22 protein-coding genes, 2 pseudogenes and 1 riboswitch are annotated in these 22,069 nt (G+C 32.6%); of the genes and pseudogenes, 20 read left to right on the top strand and 4 right to left on the bottom strand.

The genetic code is table 11. The annotated features are described in order from the left end of the window. Nucleotides 1-88 precede the first annotated feature (88 nt). The 5 genes and pseudogenes from LXM54_RS13905 to LXM54_RS13885 all read left to right on the top strand — a co-directional run bounded on the left by LXM54_RS13905 (nucleotide 89) and on the right by LXM54_RS13885 (nucleotide 5,483). Nucleotides 89-621 (top strand): annotated as a pseudogene (locus LXM54_RS13905) (T6SS immunity protein Tdi1 domain-containing protein). 87 nt (nucleotides 622-708) lie between these two features. Next, nucleotides 709-1,683: a hypothetical protein gene (locus tag LXM54_RS13900; protein WP_233315811.1), complete on the top strand. Its 975-nt coding sequence runs from the start codon at nucleotides 709-711 to the stop codon at nucleotides 1,681-1,683. A 31-nt stretch (nucleotides 1,684-1,714) separates the two neighbouring features. Further along, a pseudogene (locus tag LXM54_RS28290) lies at nucleotides 1,715-1,930 on the top strand (hypothetical protein); the annotation flags it as partial. 1,402 nt (nucleotides 1,931-3,332) lie between these two features. Continuing rightward, nucleotides 3,333-3,414: riboswitch (cyclic di-GMP riboswitch) on the top strand. Between the two features lie 675 nt (nucleotides 3,415-4,089). Beyond that, on the top strand, nucleotides 4,090-5,325 hold the full coding sequence (locus tag LXM54_RS13890; protein ID WP_233315810.1) for a YHYH domain-containing protein: 1,236 nt from the start codon (nucleotides 4,090-4,092) through the stop codon (nucleotides 5,323-5,325). An 11-nt stretch (nucleotides 5,326-5,336) separates the two neighbouring features. Further along, entirely contained in the window at nucleotides 5,337-5,483 is a 147-nt protein-coding gene (locus tag LXM54_RS13885) for a hypothetical protein (RefSeq protein ID WP_233315809.1), read from the top strand. Nucleotides 5,484-5,722: 239 nt separating this feature from the next. Here the strand turns inward: LXM54_RS13885 and LXM54_RS13880 are convergent, their stop codons facing one another. Further along, nucleotides 5,723-5,950, bottom strand: coding sequence for a hypothetical protein (locus LXM54_RS13880; RefSeq protein ID WP_233315808.1), 228 nt, complete (start codon nucleotides 5,948-5,950; stop codon nucleotides 5,723-5,725). 134 nt (nucleotides 5,951-6,084) lie between these two features. On the opposite strand from LXM54_RS13880, the gene LXM54_RS13875 reads away from it, so the two are divergent. Further along, nucleotides 6,085-6,954, top strand: a complete 870-nt coding sequence (locus tag LXM54_RS13875) for a PhzF family phenazine biosynthesis protein (protein WP_233315807.1) — start codon at nucleotides 6,085-6,087, stop codon at nucleotides 6,952-6,954. Nucleotides 6,955-6,980: 26 nt separating this feature from the next. On the opposite strand, the gene LXM54_RS13870 is transcribed toward LXM54_RS13875, so the two are convergent. Then, complete coding sequence (locus LXM54_RS13870) at nucleotides 6,981-7,283, bottom strand: hypothetical protein (RefSeq protein ID WP_233315806.1); 303 nt, start codon at nucleotides 7,281-7,283, stop codon at nucleotides 6,981-6,983. Nucleotides 7,284-7,464: 181 nt separating this feature from the next. Between LXM54_RS13870 and LXM54_RS13865 the strand changes: the two genes are divergently transcribed. Beyond that, entirely contained in the window at nucleotides 7,465-7,875 is a 411-nt protein-coding gene (locus LXM54_RS13865) for a VOC family protein (protein ID WP_233315805.1), read from the top strand. Between the two features lie 43 nt (nucleotides 7,876-7,918). Here LXM54_RS13865 and LXM54_RS28520 read toward each other — a convergent pair whose 3' ends face one another. Then, nucleotides 7,919-9,004: a methyl-accepting chemotaxis protein gene (locus LXM54_RS28520; protein WP_442780490.1), complete on the bottom strand. Its 1,086-nt coding sequence runs from the start codon at nucleotides 9,002-9,004 to the stop codon at nucleotides 7,919-7,921. A gap of 1,139 nt (nucleotides 9,005-10,143) precedes the next feature. After that, nucleotides 10,144-10,920, bottom strand: a complete 777-nt coding sequence (locus tag LXM54_RS13855; protein ID WP_233315803.1) for an SGNH/GDSL hydrolase family protein — start codon at nucleotides 10,918-10,920, stop codon at nucleotides 10,144-10,146. 242 nt (nucleotides 10,921-11,162) lie between these two features. Here LXM54_RS13855 and LXM54_RS13850 point away from each other — a divergent pair, with 242 nt between their 5' ends. From LXM54_RS13850 to rfbB, 13 genes are all read left to right on the top strand, one after another. Then, nucleotides 11,163-11,894, top strand: coding sequence for a YveK family protein (locus tag LXM54_RS13850; protein ID WP_233315802.1), 732 nt, complete (start codon nucleotides 11,163-11,165; stop codon nucleotides 11,892-11,894). Nucleotides 11,895-11,903: 9 nt separating this feature from the next. Next, a complete protein-coding gene (locus LXM54_RS13845; protein ID WP_325169579.1) occupies nucleotides 11,904-12,599 on the top strand; it encodes a CpsD/CapB family tyrosine-protein kinase in 696 nt (231 codons plus the stop codon). A gap of 85 nt (nucleotides 12,600-12,684) precedes the next feature. Continuing rightward, entirely contained in the window at nucleotides 12,685-13,449 is a 765-nt protein-coding gene (locus LXM54_RS13840; RefSeq protein WP_233315801.1) for a tyrosine-protein phosphatase, read from the top strand. Between the two features lie 137 nt (nucleotides 13,450-13,586). Continuing rightward, nucleotides 13,587-14,204: a sugar transferase gene (locus LXM54_RS13835; protein WP_233316139.1), complete on the top strand. Its 618-nt coding sequence runs from the start codon at nucleotides 13,587-13,589 to the stop codon at nucleotides 14,202-14,204. Nucleotides 14,205-14,252: 48 nt separating this feature from the next. After that, entirely contained in the window at nucleotides 14,253-15,218 is a 966-nt protein-coding gene (locus LXM54_RS13830) for a glycosyltransferase family 2 protein (RefSeq protein ID WP_233315800.1), read from the top strand. Between the two features lie 21 nt (nucleotides 15,219-15,239). Beyond that, nucleotides 15,240-15,689, top strand: coding sequence for a PssD/Cps14F family polysaccharide biosynthesis glycosyltransferase (gene pssD, locus LXM54_RS13825; protein WP_233315799.1), 450 nt, complete (start codon nucleotides 15,240-15,242; stop codon nucleotides 15,687-15,689). Next, complete coding sequence (locus tag LXM54_RS13820) at nucleotides 15,686-16,183, top strand: glycosyltransferase (protein ID WP_233315798.1); 498 nt, start codon at nucleotides 15,686-15,688, stop codon at nucleotides 16,181-16,183. Before pssD ends, LXM54_RS13820 begins: the two co-directional genes overlap by 4 nt. Nucleotides 16,184-16,221: 38 nt before the next feature. After that, a complete protein-coding gene (locus LXM54_RS13815; RefSeq protein ID WP_233315797.1) occupies nucleotides 16,222-17,121 on the top strand; it encodes a glycosyltransferase family 2 protein in 900 nt (299 codons plus the stop codon). A gap of 73 nt (nucleotides 17,122-17,194) precedes the next feature. Next, a complete protein-coding gene (locus LXM54_RS13810) occupies nucleotides 17,195-18,622 on the top strand; it encodes a hypothetical protein (RefSeq protein WP_233315796.1) in 1,428 nt (475 codons plus the stop codon). Between the two features lie 67 nt (nucleotides 18,623-18,689). Then, nucleotides 18,690-19,568, top strand: coding sequence for a glucose-1-phosphate thymidylyltransferase RfbA (gene rfbA, locus LXM54_RS13805; RefSeq protein ID WP_233315795.1), 879 nt, complete (start codon nucleotides 18,690-18,692; stop codon nucleotides 19,566-19,568). Nucleotides 19,569-19,582: 14 nt separating this feature from the next. Further along, nucleotides 19,583-20,149 carry a dTDP-4-dehydrorhamnose 3,5-epimerase gene (gene rfbC / locus LXM54_RS13800; protein WP_233315794.1) on the top strand — a complete coding sequence of 189 codons (567 nt, stop codon included), beginning with the start codon at nucleotides 19,583-19,585 and terminating at the stop codon, nucleotides 20,147-20,149. Then, entirely contained in the window at nucleotides 20,146-21,000 is an 855-nt protein-coding gene (rfbD, locus tag LXM54_RS13795; RefSeq protein WP_233315793.1) for a dTDP-4-dehydrorhamnose reductase, read from the top strand. Before rfbC ends, rfbD begins: the two co-directional genes overlap by 4 nt. After that, nucleotides 21,001-22,020, top strand: coding sequence for a dTDP-glucose 4,6-dehydratase (gene rfbB / locus LXM54_RS13790; protein WP_233315792.1), 1,020 nt, complete (start codon nucleotides 21,001-21,003; stop codon nucleotides 22,018-22,020). The last annotated feature ends 49 nt before the right edge of the window (nucleotides 22,021-22,069 follow it).

Below are 22,069 nucleotides of genomic sequence, written 5' to 3'. Positions count from 1 at the left end.
AGGTTGAATGTTGAGCAATTGAAAAATACCTATTTGGCTATCAAGTAAACTCATTAAAGGAGGAATGTTTTTGCATAACTTAAAAATAATGAATGAATTTAAGCTCGAAAAAAGTTCCTGAAAATATAATTGAAAAGTATTCTAATACACTGCCTGAATCATTAATTAATATTTGGAAAGAGTATGGATTTGGAACTATCTTAAATGGGTTTCTTAGATTGATTAATCCTGAGGATTATACTGAAATTGTTAAAGAAACGTATATTAGAAATCAAAATACAATACCATTATTTACAACAAGTATGGGGGATTCCTTTTGTTTGAGAAATATGGTGATAAATCTTATATTATTCAATTAAATTATCGTAAAGGGAAATCAAAGGTCATTGCATCTAAATTTAATCTGTTTTTGAGGTTTCTTGAGGAAGAAGAATATTTAGAAGGAGATATTGAATGGAATCCTTATTTATTAGCAATTAAGAATTATGTTATACCAGCTTATAATGAGTGTTTTGGCTCTTTCGTGGATTAGGGGGAGAAGAAAAAGTAGAGAGTCTACAAAAAGTTAAATTGATTGAGCATATTTATATAATTACTCAGTTTATGGGACCGATTGAATAAAGAAAAAGAATAAATGATTGAAGACTAATAGATTACATAAACGTAAAAAGTGAGGAGTAGAAAAAATTAATTCATAGGGAGGATGAAATGATAAACCAAAAAAAGTTAGAAATGGCTTATAAAAGATACAGCAATAATTTTATTGATGGAATCAAATTTGAAGGCGTTAGAGATAAATATAATGTAAGTAGAAAAAAGATTGAGAAAATCGTTGGACAAAATGAAACAGAGAAAGATCACATACTCTTAATAAATCTAAACAAAATTTTCAAATATTACTTGTCACTATGGAAAAACGATGTATTGATCAGCGGTGGAAACAATACAGAAGGACTAAAGAACATGCAGAAGGTCACATTTTACCAGTGTATGGGACATGATATCTATAAAATTAAATATCCTGAGATGATTTTGGGATACTCTTTTAGAGAAATCGTCCTCACATTAGTTCATTTTTCAATGTATGGATGGGAGAAGGAAGAAAATATATTATATAATTTTATGATTCAACACTTCGGGGAACATTTAATAGATGCCAATGAAGAGAACAGACATATTTGGTTTTTATTAGAACTATACCTGCAGTATAGAAATAAGACAATCATGGGAACGAACAAAAAATTATATTTAACCGTGAAAAATATGTTTAAGGAAGTTGAAAAACGATGTGGCTCGATCCCTGAAGACCTGAACATTTATGATGAAGTGCTAGAACGTTGGTCTACTGGGGACTTAGAAGAAATAGAACATCTAATTTCATTAATGTCTGAGTATCATTCTGGATTAGCTTCGGAAATCGGACAGCTAGGTGAATTTGGAGACTTTAGATACGGATTTTACCCTATTGAAATCTTATTCTTAATTCATGTAAGGAAACAATTTGACTTGCCAGTACCTGCTCAAATCGATAACTTTCTGATGAATACTCCAGAAGCGAAACTGGTGTTTGGAGAACGTGAACCATACCCTAAATTGGCTCCTGCACTTGAGATGATCGATCAATTTTATCGTAAAAATTACCCAGAATATATTCCTAACAAGCATGGTGATTTATTCCAATGAAAGGGAGGGAACTAATATGCTTGATTAAGGGATAGCTCAGATTATATTCCCTGATAGCAAGGATTTAGAATCATTTTTGAAGGAACAATGAAGTAATGTTTTACATGAGGATCTATTAAAATATGGATTGGCCACGAGACAATTCTTATATATTGACTATAAAGGTGAACTATATCAAGAAATTGTTAATTTTATTCTTGATTATGAATTTGCCCACCATTATGAATTAGCAACACAAGAAGAATTATTACAGTGAATATAATAGAGACCGTTGTTACTATCAACAAAATCTGGTCTTCCCAAGAGACATGGCAAACTACAAATTAGAGGGAGTAAACTACTTACCGCAATCACTAGAAGGCTTTGCTGCTGATAGTATTACTATCATTTTAAACAGTGCAGTTGAAAAAAATTTAATCCAATAAGAAGACGCAGAGCGAATGGAACTAGCCCTTTATACTAAGAACTTCATCAACACCGATAAAGTGAAAAGGCAAGATTTCTTAAAGCTAATCTAGGAGTTTGTTAAATGCTACGAACTGAAATTGAAAATTAAATATCTGAGCTGGAAATAAACTTAGAACAATGGAATATCGTAGTCGTTAGAGAAAACGCCTCAGCACCTGCAGACTTTGATTTAAATGGATTTTGCGAAGTGATGTTGAGGAGGTTTTTGAGAAAAAACGCCGCTTGTATGACAAATGGGGAGTGACGGAGAGAATGATCTTACCAGAAGAATCATCTACTTCAAAATTTTAGGAACTAAAATCGAGGGAATACAGATTCTGCATTTTGTCTTATCTAAAAGAATTATATCAGAATGACAAAATGGAATTATTAAATAACATCTCCAATTTTCAATATCCAGGTATTATTTGCCGCCCGCTGTGGGATACAATCCAGCAGTATATATGTATGAAGAGGATATTTTGCCAGGATGGTTGATCAGTTTAATGGTTTTTTGAAAGAAGAACGGATGATCCTGCAACTCATAAAGTGTTTAGATGATAATAAATATATTAATAAAGTAATATTAAACTACATAAACAATTGTCGATATATAAGTGTAAGTTTCCCCATCACACACTTAGTACCCCAACCCTATACTATTGTGTTGATGCCGGAGTTTCTTTTCTAACCTTAAGAGCCCGTGTTCAGCGGTGCTTTTAGGGTCTTTTTTATTCCACGCAAAAAAAAGACCTTACCTAGAAAGGTAAGGTTCAAACGTTATTAAGAACTTTAGAATTTTATTGTATAGTAAGAAATTGTGTCTGTCTATGTGCAAATTCTAACAAATATTAGTAGGCTATTTTCAGAAAAACTAGTTGTCAATAGGAAAATCTTATTAAAAAAGGGTCGTTAAACCAATATATAAAGTCGTCAATATGTAAGTAAAGTATAAGTTTCCCGTAAAAACATAGTATCCAGTCTTAAACTATTTTATTGATGCCAAGTTTCTTTTCTAACCTTAAGAGCCTGCTGTTCAACGGTGTTTTTAGGGTCTTTTTTATACTAAGAAAAAGATCTGCAAGTTTAATATTATTATAAACAGTTCTATTGTAATGCCTGTAATAGACGGTAACAATATGTAATCAGTTATTAATGAAAAAACTGCCATTATAGTGTTAGTATATCCATATATCATTCCAATCAGACAAAGGCAAACCATCTTGAAAAAATGGGACGCAAAGTCACAGGTCTAAGGAAATCTATGATGGCTGGACTACCTCGATTGAAATTCATCAAGGGAGTGCTGACATGTTTTTCAAAGCGATTATTTGTCTATGCAAACGTAGGCATAAATTCAGTTATTATACTGATAAGTGTGTACGATGTGGAAAGAAAAGAAATATTGGAAATTAACAATATTGCCCATCTCCTAAATAGAGCTGGGCTTTTTTTGTGTGTTGAAAAATCTGGATAAATTTCCCTCTTTACCAAAGTTGTATTTGGTAATATAATACCATTTATAGGTCTTATTTCCTATCCGAGGTATTCTGTTATTCTCACACACTCACACACCGACAGATGCCTTGGTTCTTTTTAACCTTACATCACCAGAAAGCCCTTATCTTAACGATAAGGGCTTTCATTATTTAACCTTCACCCTTTTCTATTATTTCTTCTTATTTCTTCTTTTTTATAAATTCACTCTCACCCTCTAATAAAGTATTAATATTGATCCTTTCTTAACTGAAGAAAAATAGACTCATATGGACTAAATTACACAAATGTGGAAATTTTATACATTTCCAAAATTATGTATATTTTAATTGGCCAATATAGTAAAATAATATCGCCTTATAGTACTAAAGTACGAAAGGTGTTTCTTGGGTGATTATTAAAAAAATAGATAAACAGCATTCGAGAAACAAAATTAGTTAAGTAAATATAGGGGGAAACAGTTTGAAAAAGTTAGTAGCATTGTTAGTTTTTTTATTTATCATGGCAATTAGCTATGATGCTTCGGCTCATCCGGGCAGAACAGATGCTAATGGAGGCCATACCTGTAGAACCAATTGTGAGAAATGGGGTCTAAAAACAGGTGAATATCACTACCATAACGGTGGAGAAAGCAGTAGTTCAGAAAGTACAGCTGAAGCTGCAACAGAAACTTCAACGTCTTATGATACAAATGATAAGGATTGTGAGGATTTCAGTTCTTATGATGAGGTGGTAGAATACTGGAACGCTAATGGGTATTCTGCAACGAATGATCCAGAGAGACTAGATGGGTGGGGAAATAAAGTCGATGATGGAATACCCTGTGAGGTCCCTAGTGGATATGACACCTCGAAAATTAACGGAAGTCCAGAACAAATAGCAGCAAAGCAAGCAGAACAGGATAAACAAATAGGAGAAGATGATGGTTATACGGCTGGTTTGGAAGCCGGTTATCAAGACAAATCGGACGATTCAAATCCATCAGGTTCAGATGCCTATAAGGAAGCATATGCAGAAGCATTTGATAAAGGCTGGATAAAAGGTAATAATCAATTGACAGAAGAAATGAAAGCAGCTGATGAAGCGGGTTATGCCTTAGGGAAAAAACAGGATAAACTGGAGATCCCGAGCAAATATGCAAGCAATCCGTCTGTAAAAAAATCATTCGAAGATGCCTTTAACAAGGGTGTTAAAAAAAGAGTGGAAGAAACAAAAAAAGAATACTCCGATAAAGGCTATAAAGATGGAAAAAAAGATGAGAGTAATACTCCTAAGGATGTAGACGATATGTATGTAAAAGCATACGAAGAGGGCTATCAAAAGGGCCAAGAAGTCTTGAAGGAGAGCTACTTGGATCAAGGTTATGAAGCAGCATTCAACATGCTTAAATATGAAGAGCCTACTAAGCTAGATAAAGATAAATATGTACAATGGTATAAAGAAGGATTCGAGTCCAATCAAGAGATTGAAAAAATAGCTAAGACTTCCTACGAATCAGGATTAGAAGGCAATACATATGAAGTGCCAGCTGAATATAAAAAAGCTGAAACAGTCTATAAGTATCATTATGACCGCGGCTATGAAGAATATGAAAAAGAGCAGCAAGAAACGAGACAGCAAATCGGTACTGGAGCTGGTGTTGTTATCCTGGCATGGCTAGGCAGGCGTTTCTATGTAGCGAGAAAGATGGTAAGTTAAGGAGGAGAAGGATGGGGATTTACAAGACAGTTTGCTACAAGGTAGAAGATATGTTTGTGAAGGTATTGGCACGGAAGAAAGAAAGGGAGCAAGTGCTGAACAAAGTTGCAGCATATCGTAATAACAAGCAGGAACAAAAACTTCGAAGAAAAGCCTAATAAAGAAAAGTACCTATTTTAACAGTAGGTGCTTTTCTAATTTATAAAGACCTTGTGAAAATAATTAATATCTTCAACGTAGTAAAAGTAGACATATTCCTATAGATTCTATTCTCACTGAGTTCAAACATCCTGTGTTATTATGGAGTTATCCGTACATAAGAAGTACAGCTACATCATCTTCATGGGCAGAACCTGACAAAAGTAGCTGACGATACATGTTTTTTATTTATAGTAATTTAATCAACGAGTCGCAGAATACCGCCATGCACAGAAATAACATCTTCCCCATTATAAATAATATAAGTAACAGCAACTTCTGTATCATATTGTCTTTGATATTCTCCTAATACTGTCACATACCCTTTGTTAAAATGATAGATAAGGTGTTTATCATTTTCTTCACTTTCATAAGCGAGTAAATCATTGTGTAAAAATGCTTTTCTAGGTTTATCGTATAGTAGCATGACAGAACAACTCCTTATAATGATACTCAATTAAACCATATGATTTTTATAATTACTTGATAGGATAAAAGAAAGCATGAAAATGATAGATTTTCCATACACATGGGATAAATAATGAAGGGAAATTAAATGTAATGAACATCCAAGTATTTATAGTAAATGCTTTTACAAAAAACAAATCAGGAGGCAATCCCGCAGGTGTTGTAGTGGATGGAGATGGACTGAGTGCAGAAAACATGCAGTACATTGCTTCTGAAATGGGTCTGTCTGAAACAGCCTTCATTCAAAGTTCTTCTGCAGCTGACTATAAAATCAAATACTTTACACCTGTGTCTGAGGTGGACTTATGCGGCCATGCAACAATTGCTTCTTTTGCTTTATTAGTACAAAGAAAGGCTGTCAGCAAAAACAACTTTACAATTGAAACGAAAGCAGGCATCCTGCCAGTTCGAATAGAAGGGGAGAAAGTTTTTCTAACACAAAATAATCCCCAATTTGGTCAAGAGTTGGATAAAAAGGAAATTGCCGAGTCACTGCAAATTAATGAGGCGGATATCATGACAACTCTTCCTATTGAGATAGTCTCAACAGGATTAAAGGATATCATCATTCCAGTCAAAAATAATCAAGTGCTACAAACGCTTCAACCAGATTTTAATAGAATGAAAGAAATAAGCGCCAAGCTGGAAGTAGTCGGTTATCATGTCTTTACTTTAGATACAGATTCTGGAGTTGATGCCTTCTGCCGTAATTTTGCACCGCTATATGACATCAATGAGGAAAGCGCAACAGGCACGGCAAGTGGAGCGTTAACAGGCTATCTTTATAAACATAATGTAGTGAAGCCAGGCGCCACAAGCCTTATTTTTGAACAAGGACATGCGATGAATGCCCCATCAGAAATTATCTCTCATGTTAAGGTTGATGCTAATAATAATGTGGAAGCATTGGAAGTTGGTGGAGAGGGAATGTATATATCTTCTAAATGGATTGAATTATTATAAGAAAAAGGAGGGAGCACTTCTCCCTCCTAAGCTTTAAAGTCTTGCGGATACACAGTCTGGAAATGATTCAGCAAGGAAGGTAAATGCTTCTGGAACTCAAGGCAAATTTGCTGTCCTGCAGGATATGGATATATGGTTTTATTGCAGAAGGCACATACATCCTTTTCTTTAAAGATATGCATCACATTCAAAGGGAAAGGTCTTTTCTTATTACCCACAAGAAACTGATATAAATGATCATTAAGGCGAAAGTTTATCTGATAGCCATCAAAGGAGCTCAAGTGGCTGATTTTAACATCTTTATATGATAAGCCTCTGACATTCAGCATAAGTACATCTCCGTTCGTTATTATATGTCATACTTATTTTCACTATAACACCCAAGGAAAGCGCATTCAATTATTCTGTTCCGAAACATTATCTTTGCGCAACTGAAAGGTATTTTCATCTAGGAGATAGAATAACAAATTTATGAGAAAATAATCGATTGAATTAAGGAGTGTGAAGAGAATGACAGCTAACATCAGTACAAGGGGAAGAGTATTAGGTATCGCTTATAATGTTATCCCAACAGCAGATATGGAAAGAGCTGCTGAGTGGTGGACGGAAAACTTCGGCTTTAATGCAAGACATCATCAAGAAGATTCCGTCAGTTTATTCCGGGATGACCGACCTATCCTGCATCTTTTACAAAGTGATGACATGTCTCGTGCCCACTTTCGTGTCGAAGGCAGAAAACGCTGGATCATCACCTTCTTCACCGACGATATTGAATTCCTTCATAAAAGGCTGTTAGCAAAAGGAGTACTGGTGAGCGACATCAGCTATGAAGGACATAATGGAAACTTTTTCACATTAGAGGACTTGGACGGGAATTTGTTTGATGTTTGGGAGCATCGGGAGGTTCAGTTGGTTTATTAAAATGTATAGAAAAACGCCGTTTAATAAGCGGCGTTTTGACTAATTATAGCTTGAATCTTTCCATTGTATCATTAAGTTCCTTAGACATCTCATTCAGCTCATTTATCAAACTGCCCACTTGTTCATTAGTTGCAGTTTGATTTTGAGAAGCAGAGGCTACAGCATTAACATGGTCAACATTTTCACTTGCAATAGCGGCCAATTCATCAGCAGAGGCTGTGATTTCCTCAACACTAGCAGACAGTTCCTCAGATGTAGCAGAGATATCTTGAATCTGAGCGACGATATTTTCGATAGAAGCTAAAATGTTTTTAAAGGCTAAACCAGCATTATTAGCTGCAAATAAGCTGCTTTCCATCTCACTTTTACTTTTAATAGTTGAAGTGACTGCTGTTTCTGTATCATGTTTAACTGCTGCAATCAAATCAGCAATTTCCTCTGCAGATGCTTTAGAGTTCTCTGCAAGCTTTCTAACCTCTGTTGCAACCACAGCAAATCCTTTCCCATGTTCGCCAGCTCTTGCAGCTTCAATTGTCGCATTAAGAGCAAGCAGGTTCGTCTGCTCTGCAATATTAGTGATAACCTCTGATATTGCTCCAATTCTATTTGTTCTTTCTCCGAGACCTTCCATAACGGAAACTGTTTCCGTAACAGTACTATTTAAGCCCTTTAACTCATCCAAAGTTTCTTGAATAACTTTATTACCTTCACTTGCTGCGTCATTAACACGGACTGAGTAGTCGGCAACTGAAGAGGAGGAGCTTGCAATAAGCTCAATACCTTTTGCACCTTCAGACATCGTTGCAGCCATGTCATTAGCTGTATTCTTTTGAAGCATAGAACCGATAGATACTTGTTCAAAAGACTCAAGAATTCCACCTGATTGGGCCTCCAAATCCTGTCTTGCACCAAGCAGCTGACTTGAAGTGTTCAACAATCTTCCTTCTGTTGTTTTAATGCGGTCAATCATGCCTACTAAGCTTGCGACCATCATATTCACAGCATTAGCAAGCTGCGAGAATTCATCCTTACTATTGATAGAAAGTGGTTCTCCAGATAAATCATTATTACTAATTTGAGTAAGTCTTCCTTCAATTACTTTGATTGGTTTTACGACAGTGTAAATCATCCATGCAGCCACAGCTAACACGATCACTGCAGTTAAAACAGCCATTACCATAAATACATTCTTCTGGGCATGGTTTTCCGAGATGATGCTATCACTTGTTTTAAATAATTGCCCATCAACTGTATCCTTTATCTTATCCCAAGCATCCATAGCATCTGACGACCACACTTGGCAATATTGCTCCATTAATGGTATTGCAGCATCAAAACCCCCTTCATCGTAAGCAGGAATAACTTGATCTGTAATGAGGTTCTCCCATTTTGCCGTTTTCGCAACAGCATCAGCAAAATCTGCATTATCCCCTAATATTTCTTTCATTTCATCCATTAACAAGTCAGCTTCCTCTGTTTTCTGAGCAAACTGCGTTTTATATTTTTCATTTCCATATAACACATAACCACGAGCGATAATAACACGTTCCGCAACATTTTCCTCCAGGTTATTTGCCAAAGAAACAAGTCTATAATCTGTATCAATTAATGTTGCCATCTGATTATCAGCACGATCATTTCCCCAATAACCAACAACAGCAAACCCAATAATAAACAATAATATCGCACCGAACCCAATAAACACTTTTCTTCTAATTCCCATTTTTGCCCCTCGCAATAACTTTAATTTGTATTTTTTGATGTTAAGAATTTTGAAACTGAAATATATTTGTATAAAAAACGTCCTTAGCAATAACGCTTCAAAGAACATAAATAAATGACTTATTTTTATGAATTAAATCCTGATAATCACCTCATTATTATTAATTTAGAGAAAAAAACATCATAACAGTGACTAAATACCCAAGTATTTTAGCCTATAAACCTAAATTTAATAATTTTTAATAGAAAAATTTATTAATTACAATTCAAGTAGGAGTATAACGGGAAGGTGAGGAAAAAATTATATTTGTGTAACATTACATTCTTCTGAAAAAGATAGTGATATGTTTATATAAACACTGTTTAAATATTTTTATAAATATTCGTATATATAATAGAAGAAACTAGGAAGCGTTTACATGTTTTAAGGAGAAAAATAGGTAATAAATTTACAAAAGTCCTATTTACGAAAGGATTTTTAGGTGTTATTATAAGTTGTGCGTTATATAGAACGAATAAATAGTAAAATAGCGAGCTTAAAGCTCGCTATTCGGAAATCAAATAATCTGAGAGGTAATCACTCCATAATTTAAATCCAGACTCATTAGGTCGTGCATCAGCATTAAGATAATCATTTACAGTACCATCATTGCCTGCTGGCCATACCTCCCAATGATTCAAATATGTAAGGTTTTGGTCTTTTGCATATTCCTGCAACGCAGCAACTTGCATAGGATATAGATTTGCATCATATATTTGATTTGGCGGTTGCAGAATAAACGTAACATCAGGAAGAGCCGCAGCCGTTTCCTCTATAATAGAGGAAATATTTGACACAGTGTCAGGAATTGCCACAACATTATTATCGTTTAAGAGAAATGGTTCAAAAATGACCATATCAGGCTTTAAATCAACTAGCTTTTCTTTTTCATTGTTAAGTACATAATCAGCTGTTGTGTTTTCATAAACAATACTTTCAAGCTCTACATGCTTTTCATATTTTTCAGAGAGAGCTTCTTTTAAATAATTTTGCAAACCAAGAGAATCACTGCCGATTGAATTAGATCCAAGCAGGATAATTTTAAAAGTTTTATTGCTGTTTAATTTGTTTTCTAATTGCTCCTTAGCTTCCTCAGGCCAATTAGCAGCAAGCTCTAAATAATACTCCTTGTCGATTTCAGGTTCAGCTTCTGTATTAGTGTCAGATTTGGTGATAGCTGGAGTAGAAGCTTGTTCAGAACTTCTTGAATTCCAATGAATATTGCCAAATACCAGAACAGCAGCAAGTATTAAAGCAAGAACGGTGACTATTAAAGTTTTCATTATAACCTCCAAACAAAATTAGGATATTTTAATTATGTAAAAAAGAAAATAAAAGGGAAATCCCTGCATTTTTAGGGAAAAATTTCCCAAGTTTAAATTAATACTATTAAAATAACAAAATACTTGATAAAGTAAAAGAGCAAATGTAAGCAATCTACTAAAAGTATGTCAAGAATCGACAAATTTAGCAATTAATTATGTTATAATAATTCATGTTTTTATAATTTTTCTAGGAGGAAGTCATGGAAGAAACAATAAGTCTCAAAGAATTATTTCAGACATTACGAAAAAGATTACTATTAATAATCTCAGTTACATTAATTGCAATGATAGGAAGCGGGTTAGTTAGTTATTTTGTCTTGACACCAGAATATAAATCTTCTACCCAAATACTGGTGAATCAAACGAAGGAAGATCAGTCTGTATATAATTACAATGAAGTACAAACTAACGTTCAGTTAATTAGTACATATAGTGTGATATTAAAAAGTGCAGCTATTCTTAATGAAGTGAAAAATGACCTTGGTTTAGATATCAGTGTCTCAGATCTGAACGATAAGATAATAGTGGAAAGTGCACAAAATTCACAAATTATGACCGTTTCTGTAACTGATCCTAATCCAGCAATTGCGTTAGAGATTGCAAATAAGACTGCTGAAGTATTTGAAACAGAAATAAAAGATATAATGAGTGTTGATAATGTTACAATACTTCCGCTTGCTGATGATCAGGAAAACCAATCACCAGTTAGTCCTAATCCACCATTAAATATTGCTATTGCTGCAGTAATTGGTCTTCTAATAGGTATAGGATTAGCCTTCTTACTGGAGTATTTCGATAATACTGTTAAAACAGAACAAGATGTTGAGAGATTATTAGAATTACCTGTCTTGGGCGCGATTACTGTTATTGATGAAAGTTTTGATGCTAAAGTAAGAGGAACAACTAATGGAAGAATGAAGGGAGCTAGTTAAGTGCCAACTATTACAAGTAGTAAAAGAAAATTATTGGATAGTAAAAGAAAGCTTATAGCAAAGTATGATCCTAAGTCTCCCATATCCGAGCAATACCGAACTATACGTACTAACATTTTATATTCAAGTGTAGACGAAGAAATCCGTTCTTTGATGGTTACTTCCTCTGGACCAGGTGAGGGTAAGTCTACTACTACAGCTAATCTTGCAGTTGTATTTGCACAGCAGGGGAAAACAGTCTTATTAGTTGATGCGGATTTGAGAAAACCAACTGTTCATTATACGTTTAAGTTAACAAATAATACTGGTTTAACTTCAATATTAACTAATCAAATAGGAGTAATGGAGGCAGTGAATAAAACAGACGAAGGTAATTTGTATGTGCTGCCGAGTGGTCCAATTCCTCCTAATCCATCTGAATTGTTAGGTTCAAAAGCTATGCAACATTTTATGGAGCAAGCTTTAGAGGAATTTGATCTTATAGTTTTTGATACACCGCCTGTACTTGCTGTAACTGATGCACAAATATTAGGTAACTTGTGTCAGGGAAGTGTTTTAGTTGTTAGTAGTGGAAAAACAGAAAAAGATTCTTTAATTAAAACAAAGGAACTTCTGACTGCTACTAACGGTCGACTTTTAGGAGTTGTGTTAAATAATAAGAAGATTGATAAAAAGGGAAATTATTATTACTACGGAACAAACTAATGATTTTAGTTTGTTCTGTAAGCTGTACTAATAATCTGAAACATATAGAATAAGATCCTTTTTAAAAGAAGGAAGGTAAATTAGAATGATTGATATTCATTGTCATATATTGCCTGGAATTGATGATGGTCCAGCAACAATTGATAAAAGTTTATCCATGGCAAGGGAAGCTGTAAAGGAAGGTATTAAAACAATAATTGCTACACCACATCACAGAAATAATATGTTTGATAATACAAAAAGAGAAATTGTTAAACATGTAGATAATTTTAATAGTTTGTTAGAAAAAGAAAATATACCACTAACTATTCTTCCAGGACAAGAAAACAGAATTTATGGGGAGATAATAGATGATTACAATAAAGGAGAAATCCTTACTCTTTCCAATACAAATTACTTGTTTATTGAATTTCCGTCTTCAGTTGTTCCGAGATATACTGATAGATTGCTTTATGATATACAACTCGAAGGTTTAACCCCAATCATAGTACATCCTGAACGGAATAAAGAGTTACTTGATAAGCCAGAAATTCTCTACAATTTAGTGAAAAATGGTGCATTAACACAAGTAACTGCTGCAAGTGTTGCAGGATATTTCGGTAAATCTGTACAAAAATTTTCAAAACAGCTAATTGAATATAATCTAACACATTTTATAGCATCCGATGCCCACAACACGAACACTCGCTCTTTTAAAATGAAAACTGCGTATGAGTTAATAAAAGACCAATATGGAATGGAATACGTATACTTATTTTTAGATAATTCCGAAAAGTTATTGGGAAATGAAAATATATATAAAGAAATACCGGAACCTATAAAAAAAAGAAAGCTTTTTGGAATTTTTTAATTAAATGGTAGAATTATAAAGTTTCTGCTATCAGTACTAACTAAATAATCTTAGAAAGTGGTGATTCAAAATTGTCTTATACAACCTCAAATAAAAATGCTGTAAATGAAGCCAAGGAACAATATAGAACAGTTGAAATGAGGGAACAAAAGGCCTATTTGATAACTAAACGTTTTATTGATGTAGTTTCATCAATTTTTGGTCTACTAGTTCTATCACCATTAATAATAATAATTGCAATATTAATTAAATTAGAGGACCCTAAAGGTCCAATCCTATTTAGACAAATTAGAATTGGTAAAGATGAGAAAGAATTTTATATGTATAAATTTCGGTCAATGGTTTCTAATGCAGAAGAATTAAAAGCATCATTATTGGAACAAAATGAAGCTGATGGTCCAGTTTTCAAAATGAAGAACGATCCTAGAATTACAAAAATAGGAAAATTCATCAGAAAAACTAGTATTGATGAATTACCACAGTTACTCAATGTGCTTATAGGAGATATGAGTCTAGTAGGACCAAGACCTCCATTACCCAATGAGGTGGCCCTATATGGGTCATACGAAAAACAACGTTTAAAGGTTACTCCAGGCTTAACATGCTATTGGCAAGTAAGTGGTAGAAGTAATATAGGTTTTGATGAGTGGATCTTATTGGATATTAAGTATATTAATGAGAGAAATACATATCTAGATATTAAATTAATTATAAGGACATTTTTTGTGTTATTTGGGTCCAGAGATGCTTATTAAATGAGCTATATTATTTTATTTGATAGGTTAAAGGAGGTTGGTAGGGAATTGAGTGAATTAGTCACAGTAATTATACCAACATATAAAAGGTCTGATTTCTTAAGCAGGGCTATTGAAAGTGTTTTAGGTCAAACTTATACTCCAATTGAAATTATTGTAGTAGATGATAATGATACTAATAGCAAATATAGAAAGCAAACTGAGCTTTTAATGGAAAAATACAAGGATTATAAAAATATAAAGTATTTACAGCATGAGCAGAATCTTAATGGTTCTGCTGCAAGAAATACTGGAATAAAAAATTCTAATGGTAAGTATATAGCATTTCTAGATGATGATGATGAATTTTTAGAAAAAAAAATTAGTATGCAAGTTGAAATTTTGAGGAAAACTAATAAGAAAATTGGAGCCGTGTATGGTGGTTATAACATTATCAGAGGAAACAAAGTAATTAAGAGAAATATTCCACTGGAAAATGGGAATCTAATTTCCGAATTACTTCAGATGAAATGGGGAACAGGTTCGGGCTCTAATGTTTTATTCAAGTCAGAGGTATTTTCTAATATAGGATTGTTCGATGAATCACTTAAGCGTCATCAAGATTGGGACATTTTATTAAGAATGTTTAGGGAATATGAAATACTATCTATTAATGATGTTCTTATTAACATACATAAAGATTCACGGATTAATATACCTAATCCTCAAACCTTTTTAGAAGTGAAAGAATATTTTCTGTCAAAGTTTGAAGGGGATATTAAGAAACTGACTGTTGATGAGGGTAATACAATTTATAAAATGCATTATATGGAGATTGTTACTGCTTATCTCAAATCAAGAAATTATAAATCTGCTCTTAAATATTATAAGAAGTCTAATCAATATTCAAAGATACAATTGAAACAGAAAATAACGTTAATACTAATAAGTATATTTTTTACATTGCCAAAAAGAGAGTTTCTATTAATATATCTTGGTCCTTTAATTGAAAGAATGAGATTTATAAAAAATTAAAATAATAATAGGAGAAATTATATGAAAATATGCTTAGTAGGTTCTAGTGGTGGTCATTTGACACATTTATACTATTTAAAAGAGTTTTGGGAAAAGCATGATAGGTTTTGGGTAACCTTTGAAAAGGAAGATGCTAAGAGTCTACTTTTGAACGAAAAAAAGTATTGGTGTTATTTCCCAACGAATAGAAATATTAAGAATTTAATAAAAAATACTTTTTTAGCTTTTAAAGTACTTTTCAAAGAAAAACCAGATTTAATTATTTCTTCTGGTGCAGCTCCAGCAATTCCTTTCTTTTACATCGGCAAGCTTTTCGGAGCAAAATTAGTTTATATTGAAGTTTATGATAGAGTTGATCTTCCAACTATAACAGGGAAAATTGTTTATCCTATTACAGATAAATTTATACTCCAATGGGAAGAACAAAAGAAGTTTTATCCTAAAGGGACAAATATAGGAGGCATTTTATGATATTTGTTACAGTTGGAACCCATGAGCAACAATTTAATAGGTTATTAGAAAAAATAGACATATTGAAAGAGCAAGGCGTTATTACTGAAGAAGTAATCGCACAAATAGGTTATAGTGATTATCAACCTCGTACATTTAAATATGAAAAGTTATTATCATTTATCGAAATGAATAATTATGCAGCGGAGGCTGATTTAATAATTACTCATGGAGGACCGGCTAGTATTTTTTTAGCATATTCGCATAATAAGATTCCCGTGGTTGTTCCAAGACAAAAAAAATATGATGAGCATATTGATAATCATCAATTAATCTTTGCAAAAAGGTTAGCAAATGAGAACAAAATCATTCTTGTTGAAGAAATTGATGAATTAAAGTCTTTGTTAAGTAATAAAGATAATCTACATGACAAATATAAGAGTAAAGGTGAATCCAATAAAGTAGCATTTGTAGAAAGATTTGAAAAAGAGATTAGCAGTTTAATAAAAAGTTAATATGAGCGAATGTTATTTATATATAAGGAGAATTCTAAATGAAAGTTACTTTTGTAATTCTACATTATCTAACGTTTGAAGATACTAGGGAATGTATAGATTCTATAATATCTAATGTAGACTACAATGATTATAATATCGTAGTAGTGGATAACGGTTCTCCAAACGATAGTGGAGAAATGTTAGAGCAAACCTTTAAAGGAATTAGCAAGGTATTTATTAAAAAGAGTAAAGAAAATTTAGGTTTTGCTAAAGGAAATAATTTAGGTTATAGGTATGCAAAGGATCAATTAGGAGCAGATTTTGTAATTCTAATTAATAATGACACTATAATTAAACAGAAAAGTTTTCTAAGTGATTTACTAGCAAGATACAATAAAAGTAAATTTCATATTTTGGGACCAGATATTGTATCCACAAAAGATGGATTACATCAAAACCCTCAGTTATTAGAGGAAATAGACGAATCAGAAATAAGAAAAATGATTCTAAGAATAAAAACTAAAATATTTCTTAATCGTATTGGTTGCGAAGATTTGATAATGAATACTTACTTTTCTTTAAAAGGGGAAAATAATAATAATAAGTATTATAATAACGCAAATTGGGAGTCAGAACTTGAAGATATACAATTACATGGTTCTTGCTTGATTTTAAGCCCGGATTTTGTAAATAATTATAATGGTTTGTATGATAATACATTTATGTATATGGAAGAGCACATTCTTTTTTATATAGCAAATAAAGAAAACCTTAAGGTAGTTTATTACCCCAAAATTCAAATTTTGCATAAAGAAGACTCTTCAACAGATGCATTATTCAATAGACCTAAAAAGAAAAGGTTATTTGTTTATAAAAATATGGTTAATTCGTTGAAAGAGTTGTCAAAGATACAAAAAAACAACAAAGTTTATATTGATAATATGAAGAGTGTATAACAAACAAAATTATTTTATTACATTAAGTTTACTTTGTAAACTCTACTTGCAATAATTTTGAAGAGGGATAAATTTGAATAAAAAAGCATTAAATTTTGTTAAGAATTTTTCATATACTTTGACATCAAATTTCTTATCATTATTTATATCAACGTTAGTAATACTTATAGTACCAAAACTTTTAGGTGTTGAGGAATATGGTTATTGGCAATTATATATGTTCTATATTTCTTATGTAGGTTTCTTGCATTTTGGTTGGAATGATGGAATTTATCTTAGATATGGCGGTAAAGATTATATAGATTTAAATAAGAAGTTATTTTTTTCTCAATTTTGGATGCTTGTCCTCTTTCAAAGTGCCTTATTAGTAATATTAATAATAGCATCTAATCTATTTATTCAGGATATTGATAAATTATTCATAATTAAAATGACTGCCATTGGAATGTTAATAGTTAACATTCGAGGGATGTTATTATACTTAATGCAAGCGACAAATAGAATAAAAGAATATGCCCAAATAACAATGTTGGAAAAGATAATCTATTGTCTTCTTATCATTCTATTTTTAGTAGTCGGTTTTAGAAATTATAAGATATTAATACTTGCTGATACTGCAGGTAAATTATTCGCATTGCTATATTCGACATACTGTTGTAGAGATATAGTCTTTAGAAAGATATCTGATTTATATATTAGTATAAGGGAAGCTTTTCAGAATATTAGTGTTGGTATCCAATTAATGTTTGCGAATATTGCCAGCCTCTTAATAATTGGGGTAGTTAGGTTTGGAATTGAGAGGACATGGGATGTGGCTACGTTTGGTAAAGTGTCATTAATAATTAGTATTTCTAATTTAGTTATGATTTTTGTAAATGCTATTGGAATTGTTATTTTTCCTCTTTTACGAAGAACAAATGAGGAAAATCTCCTGAAAATATATCACACTATGAGATCACTATTAATGGTTCCTTTATTGGGATTAATCATTGTTTATTATCCTTTAAAATTAATAATATCTCTATGGCTTCCACAATATGCAGACAGTTTAATCTATTTAGTGCTGATTTTTCCAATGTGTATTTACGAAGGTAAAATGGCTCTCCTTATAAATACATATCTAAAGACACTTCGTAAAGAGAAATTAATATTAGTTATAAATATAATAACTGTAATTTTCAGCTTAATATTTACTATACTATTTACATTATTATTCAAAAATCTGACTTTAGCAGTTACATCAATTGTAATTCTTGTTGCGATTAGATGCATATTAGCAGAGAAAATATTATCAAAAATTTTAAATCTTAATGTAAATAAAGATATATTATTTGAGATGTTGTTATCAATATTATTTATTCTTTTAGGTTGGTATGTAGCATCAATTTATGGAATAATAATATATTTAATAACATATATCATTTATTTAATAATTAAAAGACAAGAAATAGTAATAACTATAAGTGAATTAAAGATTTTGTTAAAACGTGAACGTGGGTAGTAAGTATAACTATATTAATTTTTAGCTTTGGAAAATACTTATAATTAAAGTGAAGGAAGGGACAAGTATGAAAGGTATAATCCTAGCTGGTGGGAGTGGAACAAGACTATATCCGTTAACACAGGTTACAAGTAAACAACTACTACCAATTAATGATAAACCAATGATATATTACCCGTTATCTACATTAATGTTGGCCGGAATTAAGGAAATATTAATTATTTCAACACCAGAGGACACTCCTCGTTTTGAAGCCCTTTTGGGGGATGGCTCTCAGTATGGAATTTCTTTACAATACAAAGTTCAGCCTACTCCTGATGGGCTTGCTCAAGCCTTTATCATTGGCGAAGAGTTTATTGGTGACGATTCTGTCGCCATGATATTAGGAGATAATATATATTATGGAAGTGGCATTAGAAAAATTCTTCAGAGAGCAGCTCAAAAGGAAAATGGGGCAACGGTTTTTGGGTATCATGTTCAAGATCCAGAACGGTTCGGGGTTGTCGAATTTAATACTGATGGGAAAGTTATTAGTGTGGAGGAAAAGCCAAAGGTTCCAAAATCTAGATATGCAATAACTGGTTTATATTTCTATGATAATAGAGTTGTGGATATTGCTAAAAATGTAAAACCTTCAGAACGTGGTGAATTGGAAATAACCTCTGTTAATGAAGCATATTTACAACTAGGAGAACTAGAAGTAGAACTGTTAGGCAGAGGATTTACATGGTTAGATACAGGTACACATCAAAGTTTAGTTGATGCATCTAATTTTGTTCGTACAGTTGAAGATTATCAAGGAATAAAAATAGCAGCATTAGAGGAAATTGGCTATATTAACAATTGGATTACTCGTGATCAATTAGTTGAAAGAGGGAATTTCTATTCTAAAACTGGCTATGGACAATACTTGCTAAAAGTAGCAAATGGTGAAATCAAATACTAGAATGGGAGATTAATATGAATATTATAGATACTTTCATTGAGGGATTAAAAGTTGTAGAACCCAAAGTTTTTGGAGACCATCGAGGCTGGTTTATGGAAACATATAATGAAGAGAACTTTCAAAAAGCTGGTATAGACATTAAGTTTGTTCAAGATAACCAATCCTTCTCTGCAGCAAAGGGCACCTTAAGAGGTTTGCATTATCAGCTCAATCCTAAAGCTCAAACAAAGCTAGTTCGTTGTACAAAGGGAGCTATTTATGATGTTGCAGTCGATATTAGAAAGGGAAGTTCTACTTTTGGAAAATGGTTTGGTATAGAGCTTTCTGCTGAAAATAAAAAGCAATTATTAATTCCACAGGGCTTTGCGCATGGGTTTATGACAATTACCAATGATGTTGAGGTTCAATATAAAGTGGATAATTTATATGCTCCAGAATGCGATAGAGGTATTATCTGGAATGACCCTAATATTAATATAGAATGGCCATTAGATATAACGCCAGTACTTTCAGAAAAAGATCAAAACGCTCCAGGTATTGAAGAAGCAGATAATAACTTTATTTATGGTGAAAGTAAATGAAGATACTTGTGACTGGTTACAACGGCCAACTTGGATATGATGTTGTGCTTGAAGGAAATAAACGTGAATATGAAATGTTAGGTCTTACTCGTAAAGAGTTAGATATAACAAATGAAGAAAGCGTAAAAACATACATACATAACTCAAAACCTGATGCAATCATTCATTGTGCTGCTTATACAGCAGTTGATGCTGCTGAAGATGATAAAGAAACTTGTTGGAATGTAAATGTTAATGGGACCAAATATTTGGCAGAAGCTGCAAAGACAATAGATGCTAAATTTATTTATATAAGTACCGATTATGTATATGAGGGAACGGGAGATACTCCATTTACAGAGGGAGATAAAGCAAATCCTCAAGGATACTATGGTAAGACAAAATATCACGGTGAAAAAATAGTGCAGGAAATACTTGAAAAGTATTTCATTGTAAGAATATCCTGGGTTTTCGGGATTAATGGTAATAATTTTATTAAAACAATGTTAAGACTGTCTGAAACTCGAACAAATTTAAATGTTGTGGGGGATCAGTTTGGTTCACCAACATATACTGTAGATTTGGCAAAGTTATTGCTTGATATGATTGCTACTGATAAATATGGTATTTATCATGCCTCTAACGAGGGATTTACAAACTGGGCTGATTTTGCACAGGAAATATTTAAGGTAGCAGGAAAAGAAGTTGAAGTAAATAATATAAGTACTGAAGAATATCCTACTAAAGCGGTAAGACCAAAGAATTCAAGGATGTCTAAGGATAAATTAGAAAATAGCGGGTTTAATAGACTACCAGATTGGCAAGATGCTTTACAAAGATATATAGCCGTATTACAAGAAGAGGTGAAATAAGTGGAGAGAAAAAAAATATTAGTTACTGGTGGAGCAGGTTTTATCGGAGGAAACTTTGTTCAGTATATGGTAAATAAATATCCTGAGTATGATATATACAATCTCGATCTATTAACGTATGCAGGGGATTTAACAAAGCATAAGTCGCTTGAAGATAAGGAGAACTATCGTTTTGTAAAGGAAGATATTGCAGATCGTGAAGCAATATTTAGACTCTTTGAAGAGGAAAGATTTAATTATGTCACACATTTTGCTGCAGAAAGCCATGTGGACAGATCAATCACTGATCCTGGTATATTTGTGAAAACAAATGTATTGGGCACACAAGTATTGTTAGATGCTGCGAAGGAATTCTCAATTAGCAAATTCGTTCATGTTTCAACAGACGAAGTATATGGAGAACTGGATTTTGATCCAACAACTTTCTTTACAGAAGATACACCATTACAGCCTAACAGCCCATACAGTGCCAGCAAAGCATCATCTGATTTGCTTGTTCGTGCATACCATGAGACGTTTGGTCTACCAATTAATATTACTCGTTGTTCCAATAATTATGGTCCTTTCCATTTTCCAGAGAAATTAATTCCATTGACAATTTCACGTGTTTTAAATGACCAGAAGATACCAGTTTATGGAGACGGGAAAAACATCCGTGATTGGCTTCATGTAATTGATCATTGTGCTGCAATTGATTTAGTACTTCATGAGGGTGAAAATGGTGAAGTGTATAATGTTGGTGGACATAATGAACGTACAAATCTAGAAGTAGTAAAAACTATTATCAGTGCACTAGGAAAATCTGAAGAACTAATTGAATTTGTAACAGACCGTTTAGGACACGATAAACGTTATGCAATTGATCCTACTAAGCTAGAAAAATTAGGATGGGAACCTACTTATACGTTTGAAACAGGAATTGCTCAAACTATCCAATGGTATCTAGATAATAAAGAATGGTGGGAGCAAATTATTAGTGGTGAATATCAAAATTATTTTGAAAGTCAATATACTTTTTAACTTAAGAACAATTAAGAATTAATCTAAATTGCTCCTAATATTGTTTTCA

This window comes from Bacillus sp. Au-Bac7 (genome assembly GCF_021341655.1).
Lineage (GTDB): Bacteria > Bacillota > Bacilli > Bacillales > Cytobacillaceae > Niallia.
Note: the sequence above shows the minus strand (reverse complement) of the source record. Positions and strands in the feature narration are given on the sequence as shown.

Coding starts and splice junctions, on each gene's coding strand:
- LXM54_RS13900 (WP_233315811.1), top strand. CDS start 709: ATGATAAACCAAAAAAAGTTAGAAATGGCTTATAAAAGATACAGCAAT.
- LXM54_RS13885 (WP_233315809.1), top strand. CDS start 5,337: ATGGGGATTTACAAGACAGTTTGCTACAAGGTAGAAGATATGTTTGTG.
- LXM54_RS13880 (WP_233315808.1), bottom strand. CDS start 5,950: ATGCTACTATACGATAAACCTAGAAAAGCATTTTTACACAATGATTTA.
- LXM54_RS13875 (WP_233315807.1), top strand. CDS start 6,085: ATGAACATCCAAGTATTTATAGTAAATGCTTTTACAAAAAACAAATCA.
- LXM54_RS13870 (WP_233315806.1), bottom strand. CDS start 7,283: ATGCTGAATGTCAGAGGCTTATCATATAAAGATGTTAAAATCAGCCAC.
- LXM54_RS13865 (WP_233315805.1), top strand. CDS start 7,465: ATGACAGCTAACATCAGTACAAGGGGAAGAGTATTAGGTATCGCTTAT.
- LXM54_RS28520 (WP_442780490.1), bottom strand. CDS start 9,004: ATGATTTACACTGTCGTAAAACCAATCAAAGTAATTGAAGGAAGACTT.
- LXM54_RS13855 (WP_233315803.1), bottom strand. CDS start 10,920: ATGAAAACTTTAATAGTCACCGTTCTTGCTTTAATACTTGCTGCTGTT.
- LXM54_RS13850 (WP_233315802.1), top strand. CDS start 11,163: ATGGAAGAAACAATAAGTCTCAAAGAATTATTTCAGACATTACGAAAA.
- LXM54_RS13840 (WP_233315801.1), top strand. CDS start 12,685: ATGATTGATATTCATTGTCATATATTGCCTGGAATTGATGATGGTCCA.
- LXM54_RS13835 (WP_233316139.1), top strand. CDS start 13,587: ATGAGGGAACAAAAGGCCTATTTGATAACTAAACGTTTTATTGATGTA.
- pssD (WP_233315799.1), top strand. CDS start 15,240: ATGAAAATATGCTTAGTAGGTTCTAGTGGTGGTCATTTGACACATTTA.
- LXM54_RS13820 (WP_233315798.1), top strand. CDS start 15,686: ATGATATTTGTTACAGTTGGAACCCATGAGCAACAATTTAATAGGTTA.
- LXM54_RS13815 (WP_233315797.1), top strand. CDS start 16,222: ATGAAAGTTACTTTTGTAATTCTACATTATCTAACGTTTGAAGATACT.
- rfbA (WP_233315795.1), top strand. CDS start 18,690: ATGAAAGGTATAATCCTAGCTGGTGGGAGTGGAACAAGACTATATCCG.
- rfbC (WP_233315794.1), top strand. CDS start 19,583: ATGAATATTATAGATACTTTCATTGAGGGATTAAAAGTTGTAGAACCC.
- rfbD (WP_233315793.1), top strand. CDS start 20,146: ATGAAGATACTTGTGACTGGTTACAACGGCCAACTTGGATATGATGTT.